The 16209-nt window shown below is 51.5% G+C and carries 15 protein-coding genes and 1 pseudogene; 3 read left to right on the plus strand and 13 right to left on the minus strand.

Annotated features, from left to right (window positions below; genetic code table 11):
- Positions 1-441 precede the first annotated feature (441 nt).
- Both FG166_RS09160 and FG166_RS09165 read right to left on the minus strand, forming a co-directional pair.
- Entirely contained in the window at positions 442-918 is a 477-nt protein-coding gene (locus tag FG166_RS09160) for a hypothetical protein (RefSeq protein WP_003681178.1), read from the minus strand.
- Positions 919-924: 6 nt separating this feature from the next.
- A complete protein-coding gene (locus FG166_RS09165; protein ID WP_003681177.1) occupies positions 925-1323 on the minus strand; it encodes a hypothetical protein in 399 nt (132 codons plus the stop codon).
- Positions 1324-1439: 116 nt separating this feature from the next.
- On the opposite strand from FG166_RS09165, the gene FG166_RS09170 reads away from it, so the two are divergent.
- From FG166_RS09170 to FG166_RS09180, 3 genes are all read left to right on the plus strand, one after another.
- Positions 1440-1892, plus strand: coding sequence for a universal stress protein (locus FG166_RS09170; RefSeq protein ID WP_021350218.1), 453 nt, complete (start codon positions 1440-1442; stop codon positions 1890-1892).
- A 26-nt stretch (positions 1893-1918) separates the two neighbouring features.
- Complete coding sequence (locus tag FG166_RS09175) at positions 1919-2269, plus strand: ANTAR domain-containing protein (protein ID WP_003681175.1); 351 nt, start codon at positions 1919-1921, stop codon at positions 2267-2269.
- A gap of 179 nt (positions 2270-2448) precedes the next feature.
- Entirely contained in the window at positions 2449-3267 is an 819-nt protein-coding gene (locus FG166_RS09180) for an SPFH domain-containing protein (RefSeq protein WP_003685435.1), read from the plus strand.
- Between the two features lie 214 nt (positions 3268-3481).
- Here FG166_RS09180 and FG166_RS09185 read toward each other — a convergent pair whose 3' ends face one another.
- From FG166_RS09185 to larB, 11 genes and pseudogenes are all read right to left on the minus strand, one after another.
- The gene (locus tag FG166_RS09185) at positions 3482-4843 is read right to left on the minus strand and encodes an MFS transporter (protein WP_003681172.1); all 1362 of its coding nucleotides are present in this window, start codon (positions 4841-4843) and stop codon (positions 3482-3484) included.
- A 210-nt stretch (positions 4844-5053) separates the two neighbouring features.
- Complete coding sequence (gene tkt, locus FG166_RS09190) at positions 5054-7057, minus strand: transketolase (RefSeq protein WP_003681170.1); 2004 nt, start codon at positions 7055-7057, stop codon at positions 5054-5056.
- A gap of 12 nt (positions 7058-7069) precedes the next feature.
- A complete protein-coding gene (locus FG166_RS09195; protein ID WP_003681168.1) occupies positions 7070-7816 on the minus strand; it encodes a transaldolase family protein in 747 nt (248 codons plus the stop codon).
- Positions 7817-8207: 391 nt separating this feature from the next.
- Positions 8208-8888 carry a ribose-5-phosphate isomerase RpiA gene (gene rpiA / locus FG166_RS09200; RefSeq protein WP_003681165.1) on the minus strand — a complete coding sequence of 227 codons (681 nt, stop codon included), beginning with the start codon at positions 8886-8888 and terminating at the stop codon, positions 8208-8210.
- 286 nt (positions 8889-9174) lie between these two features.
- Entirely contained in the window at positions 9175-10167 is a 993-nt protein-coding gene (locus FG166_RS09205) for a transketolase-like TK C-terminal-containing protein (protein WP_262337642.1), read from the minus strand.
- A 4-nt stretch (positions 10168-10171) separates the two neighbouring features.
- Positions 10172-11137: pseudogene (locus tag FG166_RS09210) on the minus strand (IS256 family transposase); the annotation flags it as partial.
- Positions 11138-11578: 441 nt separating this feature from the next.
- On the minus strand, positions 11579-12559 hold the full coding sequence (locus FG166_RS09215; protein WP_003681161.1) for a HoxN/HupN/NixA family nickel/cobalt transporter: 981 nt from the start codon (positions 12557-12559) through the stop codon (positions 11579-11581).
- Positions 12560-12645: 86 nt separating this feature from the next.
- Positions 12646-13368 carry an MIP/aquaporin family protein gene (locus tag FG166_RS09220; RefSeq protein ID WP_003681159.1) on the minus strand — a complete coding sequence of 241 codons (723 nt, stop codon included), beginning with the start codon at positions 13366-13368 and terminating at the stop codon, positions 12646-12648.
- Positions 13369-13375: 7 nt separating this feature from the next.
- The gene (gene larE, locus FG166_RS09225) at positions 13376-14212 is read right to left on the minus strand and encodes an ATP-dependent sacrificial sulfur transferase LarE (RefSeq protein ID WP_003681157.1); all 837 of its coding nucleotides are present in this window, start codon (positions 14210-14212) and stop codon (positions 13376-13378) included.
- A 6-nt stretch (positions 14213-14218) separates the two neighbouring features.
- Positions 14219-15451 (minus strand): nickel pincer cofactor biosynthesis protein LarC, encoded by a 1233-nt coding sequence (larC, locus tag FG166_RS09230; RefSeq protein ID WP_003681156.1) that lies wholly within the window; start codon positions 15449-15451, stop codon positions 14219-14221.
- A complete protein-coding gene (gene larB / locus FG166_RS09235; RefSeq protein WP_003681154.1) occupies positions 15448-16209 on the minus strand; it encodes a nickel pincer cofactor biosynthesis protein LarB in 762 nt (253 codons plus the stop codon). The genes larC and larB overlap by 4 nt, the downstream gene beginning before the upstream one ends.

Genomic DNA, 16209 nt, shown 5'->3' on the forward strand with positions numbered 1-16209 from the left:
CAACTCCTAGTAAGCATCTTACTATCTTCACGAATGTTGGACAGAAAACGTGGAAAATAACCGCAGGTCTAGTGCCTAAGTACGGCCGAAGAACGGTGCGTGCCGCACCAACCGTTCGTCCTAGCTTAGTCATACGACCTGCTTCGGAGGTTATTTCCCACTCAGCAATATAAAAACGCCACCCGCTTCTCCGTGGAGAAGTAGGTGGCGTTTTCGTTTGGCAAACGTGGCTTGGCGGCCACGTGGATGTGTATTGATACTATCTCAGGTCGCACCGGTCGTCCACTACCAGCTGGACCAGGCACCCTACAATCCGGTAGGTTACGTGCCCCACTCGAGAATCATTTCCGTTCGCACGGGGGAACCAAATAAGGGTCGGTTCCCTGACCTCTCGACTCATCGCAGTCTTTACCATACCACGATTTTAAGCTTCCGGCAAGGCTAATCGTCCTCTTCTTGGGCGGCCCGGTTTTGGGTCAAGGCGCTGAGCTGGTTAACCAGCCACTCACCTAGCGGGGTCACAAAACTGTTTGGCTGGTCGCTAACGGCGTCGGCGTCCCCCAGTTCATCGATCCGCAGGCCGGATTGGTTAAGCTGTTCGCCCTCAACGATCATGTAAACCTTCACCGGGTAAGGCTGGTCCCGTTCTAAAAGCTTGGGGTCTAAGCGCTGTGCTTCGGCCATCGGCACGTTGATCAGGTTCATTTCTAGGCGCACGCTGACTGGGTCACCAACCGGTACTTTGACCTCCCAGTTGTACTGGCTTAAGTGTCCGGTCGCGATTTGCTCGGCCATATCCATTAAACCGGCCTTTAGGGTGGTTGCTTGCTGGACAACGGCGGCGCTCACTTGCCCCGTGGTGACGTGTACCCGTTCACTCTCTAATTCCTCCAGGTATTGTTCGTAGGTCATTTCCATTGCTTGTTACTTCCCTTCTAAGCGCGAGTAGGTGTAGTTGAGCCGCTGGCGAATTCCTTGGATAATCCCGGCCACCGCCACGACGATTCCGCAGATGGCCACCAGTTGGATCAACAGGCCGGACATGGCGGAGCGGTCGTGCACTTGCAGGAGCCCCCCGAGGTTAATAATCCCCAAGTAGAGGTTAACCAGAATCGTGACGTAACTAGACAGGCGGACCCGCAAGGCCACGAAGATTACCACTAGGACGGCTAGGGCCACCAAAAAGCCCACCCGGCCTAAGACGGCCGCTGAATTCCAGGCTTGGCCAACCTGGGCGTACATACAAAACTCAATCACCGCCGCCAGAACCATGGCAATAATGGTGTAGGCGATGATCTTATTCGCGTTCGTTGTTTTTTTCATTTTGTTCCCCTTTTGCTAATCTTCCCCTATTCTAACTGATCAACCTGTAAAGCTCAATTTTCCTCCCGCCCCGGGTAGCGTATAATATAGGTGAAAGCATGAATGGAGGAATTGTTATGACAAACGGAACTTACCAACGCATCTTAGTCCCCATCGACGGCTCCCGGGCGACCCCGGTCGTCATGGAAAAGGCGATTGCCGCCGCCAAAAAGCACCAGGCCCACTTAGACATCCTAAACGTCGCCCAGGTTAACCAGCTGACCGACGGCTACGCGATTGCCAGTTCGCTGAGCACCAGCCAAACCTTCGACCTGGTTAAAACGACCCAGGAGCGGCTGGGCGACTTAAAGAAGCACGCCGAAGAAAGCGGGGTTAAATCGGTCGCTATCCACATCCGCTTTGGCAACCCCAAGCAGGTGATCGCCCGCGACTTTATCGCCGACCACCACAACGATTTAATCGTGATTGGTACCACCGGCCTGTCGATGGTCGAACGCCTGATTGTCGGCTCGGTCACTAGTTACGTGGTCCGTAACGCCGCTTGCGACGTGGAGGTCGTACGGGTTTAGGTTTTGAATGAAAGGACGGCGCCCCTATGGTTTCGCATCAACTGACAATTTCCCTTGACGAAGATGCCTTTCGGGCCCTTGAAAAGAGGGCGCAAAGCGAACGACGCCCACTAGAAGAGGTGGCGGCTTCCATGCTGACCACCGCTAGCAAGGTCCCGGCGACCGGGATGACCAGTTTAGAGGGGCGCTTCGTGGTTGGCCAAATCGTCACCCCATCTGCTTTCGACCCCACCGAGCCACTCGTCTTGGTGCGGGGGATTTACTACCGCTACCGGATTGCGGGCAAGCCACAACCCGGCCAACGTTTCGTGGTCACCGCAGTCAAAGATAACGTCTTAACCCTCACCCCCACCAACGAAAGCGAGGATGATGCCTGATGTTTTTCTCCCTTGTAATCGTATTTATCATCTTCTTTCTCCTTTACGGCTACTTCGCCGCTAAAAGCGAGGCCAAGAAAAAACCGGATAACCCAACGGCGCCAGCCAAGCAAAACACTAACCGCCCCGTCGCCACCGGAGTTTCCTACCGCAGTGCCAAACATACAGGAGGTTTTAGCATGTTCGGAATTGCCATCGTCAAGCAAAACACCCAGGGGCTGATTGAAACCTTAGGGAAGTACTCCCGGACTGTCGAAGCCGGTTTACACCTGTACATTCCCCTGGTTCAACACGTCCGCCACGTTAGCTTGGCCATGCAGCCCATCTTATTGCAAAAGTACAGCGTCATCACCAGCGATAACGCCGACGTACAGGCCTCGGTTTCGTTAAACTACCACGTCACCGACGCCGTTAAGTACAGCTACGAAAACACCAACTCCGAGGAGTCGATGATCCAACTGGTCCGCGGCCACCTGCGCGACATCATCGGCCGGCTGGAATTAAACCAGGCCCTCGGTTCGACTTCCAACATCAACGCCCAGCTGGCCGCTGCGATCGGCGATTTAACCGGCCTGTACGGAATTAACGTTGACCGGGTCAACATTGATGAACTGACCCCGTCACCGGAGATCCAAAAGGCGATGGACAAGCAGCTGACCGCCGACCGGGAACGGGTAGCCACGATCGCCCGGGCCGAAGGGGAAGCCCGCAACATCAAGCTGACCACCGACGCTAAAAACGCCGCCCTGGTCGAAACCGCGCAGGCCCAAGCCACGGCGACGCGGACCAAGGCCGACGCCGAAGCCTACCGGATTGAAAAGATTCGCCAGGCCCTGAGTAGCGTTGACGACAAGTACTTCCGCGACCAAAGCCTACTGGCCTTCTCTAAGCTGGCGGAGGGCAACAACAATTTAGTGGTGATGGATAAAGACGACATCACCGAACTAGGTAAGGTCCCGGTCGCTAAGGAATTGTGGGACGCCGGCAAAAACAAATAAAGCAAGAAATTACTCCTAGAGATAAAACAGCCACCCAATTCGCCAAGTTACGAATTGGGTGGCTGTTTCATTTAGAGGAGGTTGGGTCGCACTTCCATAACGTGCTCCCCACCACGGGGCTAGTGTCTAAGCTGGCCGAAGAACGATGCGTACCGCATCAACCGTTCGTCCCAGCTTAGCCATACGCCCCGTCGAGGAGGTTGGGTCGCACTTCCTAATTTCCGTTAGCCGCGTTGGCCTTGGCTTCCATTTGCATGATCTTGCGTTCCTTGAAGACCAGGTAAACCAAGAGCAAGAAGGCAGCGGCGGCCGCCACGTAAATCGTCGTCGCCGAAGCGCCCCAACCAAAGTGGTCGACCAGTTGACCGATCAGGGCCGTCGCGGCCGTTTCACCGAAGACGTATTGGAAGAAGCCCATGAACCCGGTCGACAGCCCAACGGCGTAGTTCGGCACGGCTTCATTGACCATTAGTCCCACTAAGGACAGTGGGGCGTAAATCAGGCTCCCCATAATGAAGAGGACTACCGTGATTACGGCTTGACTGGTGCTAGTAAAGTAAGTGATCAGGCAGGCAATCAAACCAATCACGCAGATGAAACAAACTAAGGAACGGCGCCCCTTCAAGAAGTCGGAGACCAACCCTAAGATGATTACCCCTGGCACGGCCGAAAGTTCAAAGATCCCGACTAACCACTTGGCCCAGTCGGCGGAGAAGCCCTTGGTCGGCAGGTAACTTGGGATCCAACTCATGACCCCGTAACGGACAATGTAAATTGACATTGACGTCAAAGTAACGGCCCAAACCACCTTGTTAGTCAAGATGTCTTGGAAGAGGATCTGGGTGAAGGACTTTTGGGAAAGTTCTTGGGAGGTAGCTTCCCCCTTTTCGTCCAGTTCCACGTAACCAGAGTATTCCGCCATGTTTGGCAGCCCTACTGCTTCTGGCCGTTCCGAGTTAATAAGCAACATTAAGGTTGCGATAATAGCTGAGATAACGGAAGCGGTCAAGAAAACCATCGTTAAAGAACCTGAGAAGAGCAGGGTGGCCATTTGAATCACGGCCACGCAGGCAAAGGCCCCGGCGTTGTGGGCAGAGGCCCAGATGGAGAACATCGTCCCCCGGTTCTTCTTAGCGAACCAGAGCGAGATTTCACGTTGGCAGGCCACGGCCCCCATGGCTTGGGTCACGGCCACTAAGATCATCAGGAATAAGATGATGTAAAAGTTCTTGGTGAAGCCCAAGAAGGCGTTGAAAATACAAGATAGGTACAGCCCGGAAGCCAAGAACCACTTGGTGTTGGACTTATCGGCTAAGCCCCCCATGAACAGCTTGGCCACCCCGTAACCAATCCCAAAGGTTGATAAAATCAGCCCAATTTGACCGATTGAAAAGCCGTACGCCTCCATGATCGGCTTTTGTTCGGTGGTGAAAATCAGCCGAATGATGTAGTAGGACAGGTAGGTAACACAAGTGGCGACTAAGACCCCCGCCTGACGCTTGCGGTATTCGCCGGCGACCTTTTCTTTAGGCACCAGTTTCGTTGCGTCCGGTGACGGCTTTAAGAAGTTAAACATCTAATCACTCCTATTCTGTTTGATGTCCCCACCAGCAGAATAGTTACGAGAGGACCGAATTAAACCAGTGCTCATCTATGTATTTCCCGGGAAATTACCCCGGGGTCATAAATTGGACGGTTAACCGAGTTATCTACGAACTTGACCTGCGAGTGGTAGCGCTTTCGCCAACCGTATTATATATGGATTATCGACCAATTGCAACGTGGTTTATTGAATCACAGGTGTTTTGACGGCTAGGTAATTCGTTTTATTTAAATGCTTATACTCCCGAAAAATGTGTTCCGGCGTGAAGCCCAGGGCTTTAACGACTTCGGCCCCCTGACCGCTAATACCAAACCGGTCAACGCCCATAACTTTTCCGTTTAAGCCGACGTATTTGTACCACGACTGACTGGCACCCATCTCGACAGCGAGCCGCCGGGTTACTTGTGGCGGTAAGACCGCATCTCGGTACGCCTTCGGTTGCTCATCGAAAAGGTTAGTGCTTGGCATCGAAACGACCCGAACATCGATCCCGTCATCGAAAAGGAGCTCGCGGGCTTGTAAGGCTAGGGAGACTTCCGAACCGGCCGCAATGATAATGCCATCCGGCACCTCACGACTCGAATCCGCCAACACGTAACCCCCCCGCTCGACCGGTGCGTCCACCGTTTCTTCTAGCACCGGTAAGCTTTGGCGTGACGCCACTAATAACGACGGGCGGTCGGTCGTCTGTGCCATCACCCGCCAGGCCGCGGCCGTTTCGTTAGCGTCAGCGGGGCGAATAACGTTGAGGTTCGGCATCGCCCGGAAGCTAGCCAGCTGCTCTACCGGCTGGTGGGTCGGCCCGTCCTCCCCCACGGCGATCGAGTCGTGGGTACCGATAAAGATCGACGGCAGGTGCATCAGTGCCGCTTGGCGGATGGCGGCCCGCAGGTAGTCGGTGAAGACTAAAAAGGTGCTCCCAAAGGCCCGGGTCCCCCCGTGGAGGTTGATCCCGTTGACGGCCGCGGCCATCCCAAACTCGCGGACGCCAAAGAAGATGTTCTTGCCGGCCGGGGTGTCCTTACCAAAGGTGCCACCGCCGTCCAAGAAGGTCTTGTTCGAGCTAGCCAGGTCGGCCGCCCCACCCCAGAACTGCGGGTTGGCGCCGGCCACCGTTTGCAAGACCTCCGCACTAGCTTGACGAGTCGCCACCTTCTCCCCCGGTTTACGGGTGGTCGCTACCCCCGTCACACTTAATTGCGGGTTAGTCAACTGGCGGGCTTCCTTTGGGTACTGAGCCCGGTAGGTGGCAAAGAGGGCTTGCCAGTTGTCGTAGGCTGCCCGCTTATTAGCCACCGCGGTTTCGAAGCGTTGGCGGATCGCCGGGGCAATTTCAAAGGGCGCCGCTGACCAGGAATAGAAGTCGGCCATCGCTTGACGCCCCTCTTCCCCCAGGGGAGCGCCGTGCACCTTGTTTGTGCCGCCATTCGGGGCCCCGTAACCAATCGTGGTCTTAACTTCGATCATGGTTGGCTGCGTGCTTTGCTGGGCCTGCTTGATCGCCGCTTCAATCGCATCCAGATCGGCGTTGCCATCGTCAACCACCAGGTACTGCCAACCAGCTGCCGTTAAGCGTTGGCGTGGGTCCTCGTGGCTACTAAAGCTTAGCGGGCCATCTAAGGAAACCTGGTTGGAGTCGTACAAGACGATCAGCTTGCCCAGCCCTAATTGACCGGCCAGGTTGATTGCTTCCTGGCTGAGCCCCTCCATCAAGTCGCCGTCACCGGCCAGAACGTAGGTGTAGTGGTCGATCAGCGGCAGGCCCGGCCGGTTGTAGACGGCGGCCAAATGCTTTTCGGCCATTGCCAGCCCAGCCGCCATCCCTAGCCCCTGGGAGAGCGGGCCCGTCGAGGCATCCACCCCTGGGGTCCAGCCGTATTCGGGGTGACCGGGAGTCTTGGAGCCGAGTTGGCGAAAAGCCTTCAAGTCGGCGAGCGACAGGTCAAACCCGTTGAGGTGCAAGAGGCTGTATAACAACGCCGAGCCGTGCCCCGCCGAGAGGATAAAACGGTCGCGGTTAAGCCACTCTGGGTCGCGGGGGTTAAAGTTCATCACCCGTTCCCACAGGGTGTAGGCCATCGGGGCGGCGTCAATGGCAATCCCGGGGTGACCGCTGTTAGCTTGGTTAATCATATCGACGCTCAAAAAGCGTAGGGCGTTAACCGCCAGCATTTCTTCTCGTTGCATTCTTCCCCCTCCTTACTTAACCGGGTCAGCGACGTCATCGAGGATGCTAAAGCCCAGTGCCTGGATGTCTTCTTCGAAACCACGCACCGTGTCTAAGGCGACGTCGGCCGGCGTCATGTCCCGGCGCGATAGCCACTTTTGCAGGATCGTCGGTGGTACCGTGATGATGTCTAAGCCGGATTGTTCGGCCTGGCGGATGTTATCAACTTCCCGGGTCGACGCCCAGAGCAACTTCACGTTGGGGTAGCGGTATGACATTGCCGAGCTGCAAATCACAAAGGAAGTCGGGTCAACCCCGGTGTCGGCGACCCGCCCAACGAAGAGGGACACAATCGCGGGCACCACGGGATCGAGGGCGTCTAAGGCCCAGCGCACCTGTTCCTTGGTCGTGATCGCCGTTACGTTAAGCTTGATCCCCTGGTTGGAGAGTTCACGCAACAGGTTGATATTGGGTTGCCCATCTAAGGATAAGATCGGTACCTTGACGTAGACGTTGGGCCCCAAAGAGGACAGGATCGTGGCCTCTTCTTTAATCTGATCCGGGTCCTGGGTGAAGACCTCAAAGGAAACCGGCATCGACGGGAACTCGGCAACCACCTGCTTGGCAAAGGCCAGGTAGTTGGTTACCCCAGCCCGCTTCATCAAGGACGGGTTGGTGGTAAAGCCAGTCACTTCCGGTAACTTGGCCATTTCACGCATGTCATTAATGTCGGCCCCGTCGGCGTAAATTTCAATCGTTGCTTGGTTCGTAAATTGCATAACTAAATCGCTCCTTTTAAGAGTATACCAATTTCACATTATTAAGTTCGTCATGCTTCATATCATGCACGTCTCACCCAACTGGGTCAACAACCTTTTTGTAAATTGGAGCGGTTAATTTGTTAAGACCAATTATGTTTAATTCAATTATATCAACCGATTTAGCGATGAAATAAAGCTAATTTAACGCTTATTTAATTGGATAGACCATTTTGGAATAAGGGCGTCGATTTTTCACCCAAGCGGTTGCGCAAATTTTATAATCGCCGCATAATGAATGATCGATTCTTCATAGATTCAGCCAAAATTAAAATTAGACCAATCTGAAAATTTCGACAAAAAAAGGAGTGCACGCATGTTACACTCCTTTTTTGTTAGCAAAACCTATTTTTTATCGCGCGTGTAGAACTTCCGGGCCGTCTTGGCGACCAACGATTACTTCGTTGACCCGATCCAAGAAGAGACCGTGTTCAACAACGCCCACGGTGTGAATAAGGTCCTCAGCTAGGGTCTTCGGGGCATCAATCTTCCCCATCTTGAGGTCGATAATGTAGTTCTTTTCGTCAGTCAGGTAACGGTTATCCCCGTCCATCCGCCACTGCGGTTGGTAGCCCTTCTTTTCAAACTTGCGGAAAACGTGGGCCGCCCCAAACGGGATTACTTCTACTGGTACCCCAAAGTCGCCAAGCTTATCAACTAACTTTGATTCGTCAACAATCCAAATATTCTTGGTTGAGGCATCGTTAACGACCTTTTCCCAAAGCAGGGCGCCCCCGCCCCCCTTAATACCTTGGAAATCGTTGCTCACTTCATCGGCACCATCAATGGTAAGGTCAACGTGATCAACTTCATCAATATCTTTGATCGTGATCCCCAGTTCAGTTGCTTGCTTGGTTGTCCGACGTGAAGTAGTCACCCCAACGATCTTCAAACCTTCGTTTTTAACTCGTTCACCTAGGGCATCCACCATGAAGCGAACGGTTGACCCGGTCCCCAACCCAACGATCATACCATCTTCAACGTACTTAACGGCTTCTTTTCCAACGAGTGCTTTTAATTCATTTTGATCCATAACTATATCATCTCCAATGTTTAGTTTTACATTAAAAAAGACCGGAAACCCCGGCCTTTTTTACAAGTCTGAGAATGCGAGTCATTCCGATCCGCTCATTACTTCCAGGTTCGCTATTGATCATTACTGTAAGGTGTTGTAAGGAGAGTAACTAATGATCACTGCTCACACGGTTTTAACTGGCCGGTAACTTGGTAATCACAATGACTTCGCATCCTTGAGACAACGAAATTAACTATCAACCGTGGATTGGTATTAATGGATTTGATTTTATCCTAGCTGACAGTTAATTTTGATCTTCCCACATTTTGTTGAAAACGTCAACAACGTGATCAACAGTGAAGCCGTAGTCCGCGACCACTTCCGGTCCCTTCCCACTCTTACCAAAGGTGTCGACGCCGACAACTCGACCGTCAAGGCCCACAAATTGGTACCAAGCTTGCGTGTTCCCCATTTCAACCGCCAGTCGGTGACGAACACCAGTCGGTAAGACTTGCTCTTGGTAATCAGCGGATTGTTCCTTAAAGCGTTCAATACTTGGTACGGAAACCACTTGAATGTCGTATTCGCCTTGCTTTTGAAGCTTTGCTTTAACTTCTAGGGCTAAGGAAACTTCGGACCCAGACGCTAACAAGATCCCATCTGGTTCTTGCGTCTTGGCCGGCGAAATGATGTAGGCACCCTTTTCAACGTCGGCGCCCTTCGTTTCATCTAACACCGGCAATTTTTGCCATGATGCGATCAAAACGCTTGGCTTATCCGTCGTCTTAGCAATCACCTTCCAAGCTTCCACTGTTTCGTGCGCATCAGCCGGGCGGAAGACCTGAACGTTTGGAATCGTCCGTAACATTGCCAACTGCTCGATTGGTTCGTGGGTGGGACCGTCTTCACCAACGGCTAAGGAGTCGTGAGTAAAGATGAAGATTGATGGTAAGTGTTGAATGGCAACCAAGCGAATGGCAGCCTTAAGGTAGTCACTAAAGACCATAAAGGTACTTACGTAAGCACGGCTCCCCACGTGAAGGTTAATCCCGTTAGTTGCGGTTGCGGCCCCGAACTCACGGACCCCGTAGTAGACGTTGCGGCCGGCGTAGTTGTCGGGCGTAAAGTTGCCATCGTCCTTTAAGGCCGTCTTGTTTGAGGAGGCCAGGTCAGCCGCTCCACCCCAGAACTGTGGGTTTGCCTTGGCAAGTTGTTGCAAGACGTCGGAACTGGCAACCCGGGTTGCCATTTGATCACCAGTTTGATATTCGTCAACCAAGTCGGTCACGTCTAACATGTTAGAAGAACGTGAATAGCTCCTCCATTTGGACTAGATTCTTGATTCGACGCTTATAACTGGACTCCCACTTAGCACTGAAAGCCGCCAATCGTTCTTTGGCGGCTTGTAGGTTCTCTGCTTGCCGAATAGCCTTAAAGTCGGTGATAATCTCCCTGCGATCGTTTTTGCGAACGTACCCTAACAGGTTGCGCTCTGCGTGGACCCAGCACCGTTGAAACTTTGCCTGCGGGTAGTTAGCCTCAATCGCAGATTGAAGTCCAACTAAACCGTCGGCGATGAACAACTGAATATCTTTAATCCCCCGTGCGCGTAATCCCTGGAGTAGTTCAGACCAAGCGGCTCCGTTCTCGGTCGGTGCGATACTGTAGTCAAGAACTTCCTTACCGCCGTCACTTCGAATTCCGATCGCTACGTTAACGGCTTCTCGTTCAACGGTACCACGGCGTAACGGAATGTAAGTAGCATCGAGGAACACACAGACGTACTGTGAGTACTTGAATTTGCGCTCGTGGAACTCTTCAACCAGGTGTTCCGTCCGCTTAGTGATGTTTGAAACCGTGGTTGGTGAGTAGTAGTGGCCATACATTCTCTCAACCATATCAGCGATTTCACGAGTTGTGACGCCCTTGGAGTACATCTTGATGACCATTTCCTCCAGTCCATCAGTCCGACGCACGTAAGGAGGGAAGAGGGCGTTTTGAAACTTGTTTAACCGGTCCCGTGGGATCGTCAGATTAATTTCACCATACTCAGTGTCGATCGTGCGGGTGTACGTCCCGTTCCGGTAGTTCACGTCGTCTTTTGATCGGTCGATCCGAGTATGTGGTTCGTAGCCTAGCACCGCAGTCAGTTCATTTTGAAGGAACTGATTAGCGGCCACTTCGATTTGACGACGTAAGACTTCATTCAGGGTAATATCTTTGTCTGAAGATAGCGCTGCGATAATATCTTTGTTAAACTGGTTCATGGGGAAAGCCTCCGTATTCTGATTGGTTTTTAGCGATTTCAATCATACGGGGAAGGCTTTCCCTTTTTCAATACCCTCAAGGTATCAATTTACACAAAATATTTTACACTCCCCTTTCCACGACTCACATCAATACCTAAAACGTGCACTTTATCGCCTTCCATATATTTTTGAGGTAACAACTTCGCAGATTCGTTCATTTTCTAAATTCGATCTCAAGGACCCACATCCTAAATCTAACTGTTCACTACGTGTTGTTGGGCCAGTTTGACACTCGGAATGTATATTCCACTGATGTTGACGACCTCAACCTTAATTTAAGTATAGTAAAAGAGGTATCAAGATTGTCGTCACAATCTTGATACCTCTTACTTTAGGATGTTTGACGAACTTCCAAAAAACGCCACTCGGTCTTAACTTACCGAGTAGCGTCTTCCAGTTCTATTCTTCTAGTTTATGCGTTTTACGATGCCAACCCAAGTAGGCTGCGGCCCACACGATCAGCAGTAGGGCGACCAGATAATAACCCACCTGACCGAATTCCAAGTTTCCCAGCCATAGCCACATCCCACTGGCTTTCTTCATGAGGCTGACGCCCACTTGGAGCAATTCGATGCTGCCAATCATAAAGGCGGCAATGACCGAAATCGCGGTAACGGTCAAGTTATAATGTCGTTTGCGTTCCGGTGTGGCAAATGCCCACTGGTAAGCACCAGTCATCATAACAGAGTCCGTGGTATCCATGAGGTTCATTCCGGCAGCGAAGAGCAGCGGAAAGGCAGCCACGCCCCAACCCGCCGTTTGCGCATGGCCTGCCGAGAGGGCAATCAAGGCAATCTCCGTGGCCGTATCAAAGCCGAGGCCAAAAAGAAAGCCAATTGGATACATTTGCCAGCTATGATTAATCAAGCGGAGGAGTGGCGCTAAAATTCGCGTTAGGAAGCCCCGTTGTTGTAAGAGCTCGTCCGTGGTGGTAGCCGATTGACGAGTTGTTCGATACAAGTTGATAAAGATTAACAAGTTCGCAAAAGCTAAGATTAACAAAAAGCTCCCAGATACCAAGCCACCGATTCGACCACCCAGACTTTCTAAAATCGGTAGGTGTTGCTTAACTAAAGACATCGAGATGCTGACGACTAGGATTAAGAGACACACTACCGTGGAATGGCCCAGCGAGAAGTAAAAGCCCACTCCCGTTGCGGGTTGGCGCTGATTCACCAGCTTGCGAACGGTATTGTCAATGGCGGCAATGTGATCGGCGTCAAAGGCGTGACGGAGGCCCAGTGTGTAAGCCAGTAAGCCGAGTCCCCAGAAAGTTGGTTGTTGGCTAGCGGCGAGCCACAGACAAAGAAGCGCGATGGCATGTAGCAAAAAAGAGAGAAGATAGTAGGGAAGCGCTGCGGTAAAGATCAGCTTTTTCATTGAAAGGAACGTCCTTTCTAAAAACAAAAAGCAGGTTGCCTGATAAAGCCGGGCAACTTACTTTTTCAAAAATAACGAGTTAGAGCTTATTGGAAGACGCCCTGATAGAGGACGGCTGCCGCAATCGCACCAGCAATTGGCGCGATGATTGGCACCCAGCTATACCCAAATTGGGAGCTACCTTTATGCTCAAATGGCCAAATGGCGTGGAGTAACCGTGGGCCAATATCTCTGGCGGGATTCAACGCTGGACCAGTTGGTCCCCCAAAGGAAATGACTAAACACATGACTAAGAAGCCTAAGCCGATAAAATCCGCCCGTGGATCAAGTTTATCTGCCGTCATACTGATGGCCCCCAACACAAGTAAAAAGGTTCCAATAAATTCGTTAATGAACCCATTTAACTTGCTGTCAGCGGCATCAATCGTGGAAAAGGTTCCCAGGATGGCTTCTGCATCGGTTGTTTTGTCGTAGTAAGGCTTGTAAGCCAATACCAAAGTGAGTTGACCAATGATGGCCCCCAAGACTTGCGCCACGATGTAGGGCGCTACTTCGCCCCAAGGGAAATTACCCGTAACGGCCATAGCCAGCGTCATGGCAGGATTAATTTGCGCACCCGATACGGTGGCAAACATTAAGGCGGGGATCATGACCCCAATACCGTAGCCAAAGCCAATTAAGACCCAACCACCGTGATAACCTTTGGTACCCTTTAATTCAACGTTAGCGACGGAACCGTTACCCAAGGCAACCATGATAGCCGTCCCAATAAATTCTGCGATACAACGAACCAATAAAGAATAATGCATGTAAATTCTACCCCACTAAAACTTTCTCCTTTTGTGCTACCGAAAGCGTTTGATTCATCCGACCACTGGAGAACCCTTGTAAATCAACAGTAATATAATTATACCCCAACTGACGCAAGTGTTCAGAAACTTTTTCATTTTGAGCAACTAATTGTGAAAGTTGGTTAACTGGGACTTCAATACGGGCAATTTGATCGTGGACCCGAACCCGAACGGTAGCAAAGCCTAAGCTGCGTAAATAAGTTTCAGCGGCCATGACGCGTTGGAGCTTTTCACTCGTTAAGTCTGTGTTGTATGGGAAGCGGGAAGAAACAGAGCAAGAGGCCACTTTGTTCCAATTAGTTAGCCCTAAGCTTTGAGCCAATTCGCGAACCTCGCGTTTATAGAGGTCGGCTGTTTGAAGTGGGGAGACGGCACCGGCTTCGTCACGTGCACGCAGACCGGGCCGGAAGTCAGCATTATCATCCATAATCATGCCATCTAATACGGCATCAGCATTGAATTGGGTCGCTACTTGTGTCATGGCTTGGTAGAACATCTGCTTCATGGCGTACCAAGATTCAGGGGTATTGTGCTTGATCTGATCATTAGCCAAGTAGTCTAATTGAATACCGGTAACTTGTGCGCCCATGTCCTTGGCTAGTTGACCAGCCATTTCGTATTCTGCATCTAAGAAGAGTTCGGAGTTGGCAACGACTGCGAGGACATTATCGTGGCCTAAAACATCTAAAGCCTCTTTCAAAACAACGGTCGAGTCAATTCCGCCAGAGAAACCGACTACGACCCGGTTGTAAGCTTTTAAGGTATTTTGTAAAGTTGTTTCTTTATCAGCTAAAGTCATCATAATTGATTATCCTTTCTGTTCCATAGTGGTAAGTTCATTTAAAATCTTGGCCTGTAAGTCAGCCATAGTCAGCTGATGAGTGGTTGCCAATTGTCGCAAATCATCATGTTCTAAGGTACGCTTGGTTGTGTTATGGTAGCGCAGATATTTGACATGAATCGGTCCGTAGCTAGTCGTGACTAACTTAACCTGGCGATCCATGATGGCACGGTGAACGTGGTGGTAACGAATTCCGATCGCTGGGGTGGTTGTTAGCAGATAGGTCACAATGGCGGCTTGTTGTTGGGGAGTAATCAAACAACAAAGTTTGTAAGCCGGGCGACCTTTTTTCATGACAATGGGTTCACTCCAAGCATCCTTTGCGCCGCGATCTAACAGTCCCGCAATCGTATCGGCTAGTTGTTGGCCGGTGATATCGTCAAGGTTAGTTGCTAACAGCGTGACGTGATCCTGTTCTTGATTGACCGTTTGCTGGCTTAACTGGGAATTTACCAGTGTGGCCCGTAATGCATTTAGGCTGCCAGTCTCACGTTTACCAAAACCGTAGCCGGTCCGTTCAATAACGCCGTCACTGGTCGTGTCAAAGGCCGTGGCACAGCATTTGACAATGGCCATACCGGTGGGGGTAATCAGCTCCGTATGCACATCGAAACGTTGATGAATCGGAATGGCAGTTCCAATCCGCATCTGCATGACAGCCGGTACTGGGACGGGAACGGTGCCGTGAGCAATCTCGATGGTACCGCTCCCGTCAGCCAGATTATTCACAATAACGCGGTCAATGCCCATCAGTTCCAAGGCAATCGCCGCGCCGACCATATCGACGATGGAATCAATAGCGCCCACCTCATGAAAGTGAACGTCTTCTAAAGACTTATGGTGAACGTGGCCTTCAGCAATTGCGACCTGTTCAAACAGCGCAGTGGCCCGCCGCTTAACGGTGGGGGCTAATGTACTTTGCGCAATGAGTTGCTTGATTGTTGCAAAGCTCCGGCCGTGATGGTGACCATGTTCTGTAATGCCATTGTCTTTAACCTGGTGGTCGTCTAAGATGACATCGAAGTCAGTGCCTTGAATGCTTGAGCGACTACTAGGGGTGACGGTCAAATGGTAACCGGTCACTGGTAGTTTCTTCAATTCGGTTTCAAAGTCTGTTTGAGATAATCCGAGATCAAATAGCGCCCCTAGGAACATGTCACCACTGATGCCCGAAAAAGCATCTAACACTAATGTTTTCATGGCTGCTCCTCCTTCACGAGATGATTAATCATACTGGCATTGTAAGCCGCGCCGAAGCCATTATCGATGTTAACGACACTGATACCGGCCGAACAGCTATTGAGCATTGACAAAAGTGGTGTGAGACCGTTCAGATGGGTGCCATAACCGACACTGGTTGGCACGGCAATCACTGGCCGATCGACTAGGCCACCGACGACACTAGTTAAAGCGCCCTCCATGCCGGCGATGACGATCACAACGTTGGCTTGGCGAATGAGGGGTAATTTGGCAAATAACCGATGAATTCCGGCTACGCCAACATCATAGACGCGTGTTACCTGGTTGCCGAAAAGTTCTGCAGTCACAGCAGCTTCTTCAGCCACTCGCATGTCGGAAGTACCGGCCGTGACAATGGCAATATTTCCGACCGCAGGTAAGGCGTGGGCAGTTCGGACTAACGTCTGTGAGGTTTGGTCATAGGCCAATTCAGGTAGTATTTCTTGGACCGCCGCTGATTTTTCAAGATCGACTCGTGTCACGAGGATGGGTTGTTGGCGTTTCTCCATAGCTTGAACAATGCCCACAATCTGTTGCGCGGTTTTACCAGCGCCATAGATCACTTCAGGATAACCAGTTCGTTGCGTCCGCGCCGTATCAATCTTGGCGTAGGCTAGGTCATCAAACCCGGTATCGCTGACCTGTTTGGCAGCTTGTTCTGGTGTGAGTTGGTGGTTAGCAACTTGTTGGAGACAAGTTAATAAATCAGTTGATGCCAT

It is taken from the genome of Limosilactobacillus fermentum (assembly GCF_013394085.1).
In the GTDB taxonomy this organism is placed as follows: Bacteria; Bacillota; Bacilli; order Lactobacillales; family Lactobacillaceae; genus Limosilactobacillus; species Limosilactobacillus fermentum.

What these genes read in the sequence shown, in the direction of transcription:
- FG166_RS09195 (WP_003681168.1), bottom strand. Translation starts at nt 7,816, where the DNA reads ATGCAATTTACGAACCAAGCAACGATTGAAATTTACGCCGACGGGGCC.
- FG166_RS09175 (WP_003681175.1), top strand. Translation starts at nt 1,919, where the DNA reads ATGGTTTCGCATCAACTGACAATTTCCCTTGACGAAGATGCCTTTCGG.
- larC (WP_003681156.1), bottom strand. Translation starts at nt 15,451, where the DNA reads ATGAAAACATTAGTGTTAGATGCTTTTTCGGGCATCAGTGGTGACATG.
- rpiA (WP_003681165.1), bottom strand. Translation starts at nt 8,888, where the DNA reads ATGGATCAAAATGAATTAAAAGCACTCGTTGGAAAAGAAGCCGTTAAG.
- FG166_RS09205 (WP_262337642.1), bottom strand. Translation starts at nt 10,167, where the DNA reads ATGTTAGACGTGACCGACTTGGTTGACGAATATCAAACTGGTGATCAA.
- FG166_RS09165 (WP_003681177.1), bottom strand. Translation starts at nt 1,323, where the DNA reads ATGAAAAAAACAACGAACGCGAATAAGATCATCGCCTACACCATTATT.
- tkt (WP_003681170.1), bottom strand. Translation starts at nt 7,057, where the DNA reads ATGCAACGAGAAGAAATGCTGGCGGTTAACGCCCTACGCTTTTTGAGC.
- FG166_RS09185 (WP_003681172.1), bottom strand. Translation starts at nt 4,843, where the DNA reads ATGTTTAACTTCTTAAAGCCGTCACCGGACGCAACGAAACTGGTGCCT.
- larB (WP_003681154.1), bottom strand. Translation starts at nt 16,209, where the DNA reads ATGGCATCAACTGATTTATTAACTTGTCTCCAACAAGTTGCTAACCAC.
- FG166_RS09220 (WP_003681159.1), bottom strand. Translation starts at nt 13,368, where the DNA reads ATGCATTATTCTTTATTGGTTCGTTGTATCGCAGAATTTATTGGGACG.
- FG166_RS09170 (WP_021350218.1), top strand. Translation starts at nt 1,440, where the DNA reads ATGACAAACGGAACTTACCAACGCATCTTAGTCCCCATCGACGGCTCC.
- FG166_RS09160 (WP_003681178.1), bottom strand. Translation starts at nt 918, where the DNA reads ATGGAAATGACCTACGAACAATACCTGGAGGAATTAGAGAGTGAACGG.
- larE (WP_003681157.1), bottom strand. Translation starts at nt 14,212, where the DNA reads ATGATGACTTTAGCTGATAAAGAAACAACTTTACAAAATACCTTAAAA.
- FG166_RS09180 (WP_003685435.1), top strand. Translation starts at nt 2,449, where the DNA reads ATGTTCGGAATTGCCATCGTCAAGCAAAACACCCAGGGGCTGATTGAA.
- FG166_RS09215 (WP_003681161.1), bottom strand. Translation starts at nt 12,559, where the DNA reads ATGAAAAAGCTGATCTTTACCGCAGCGCTTCCCTACTATCTTCTCTCT.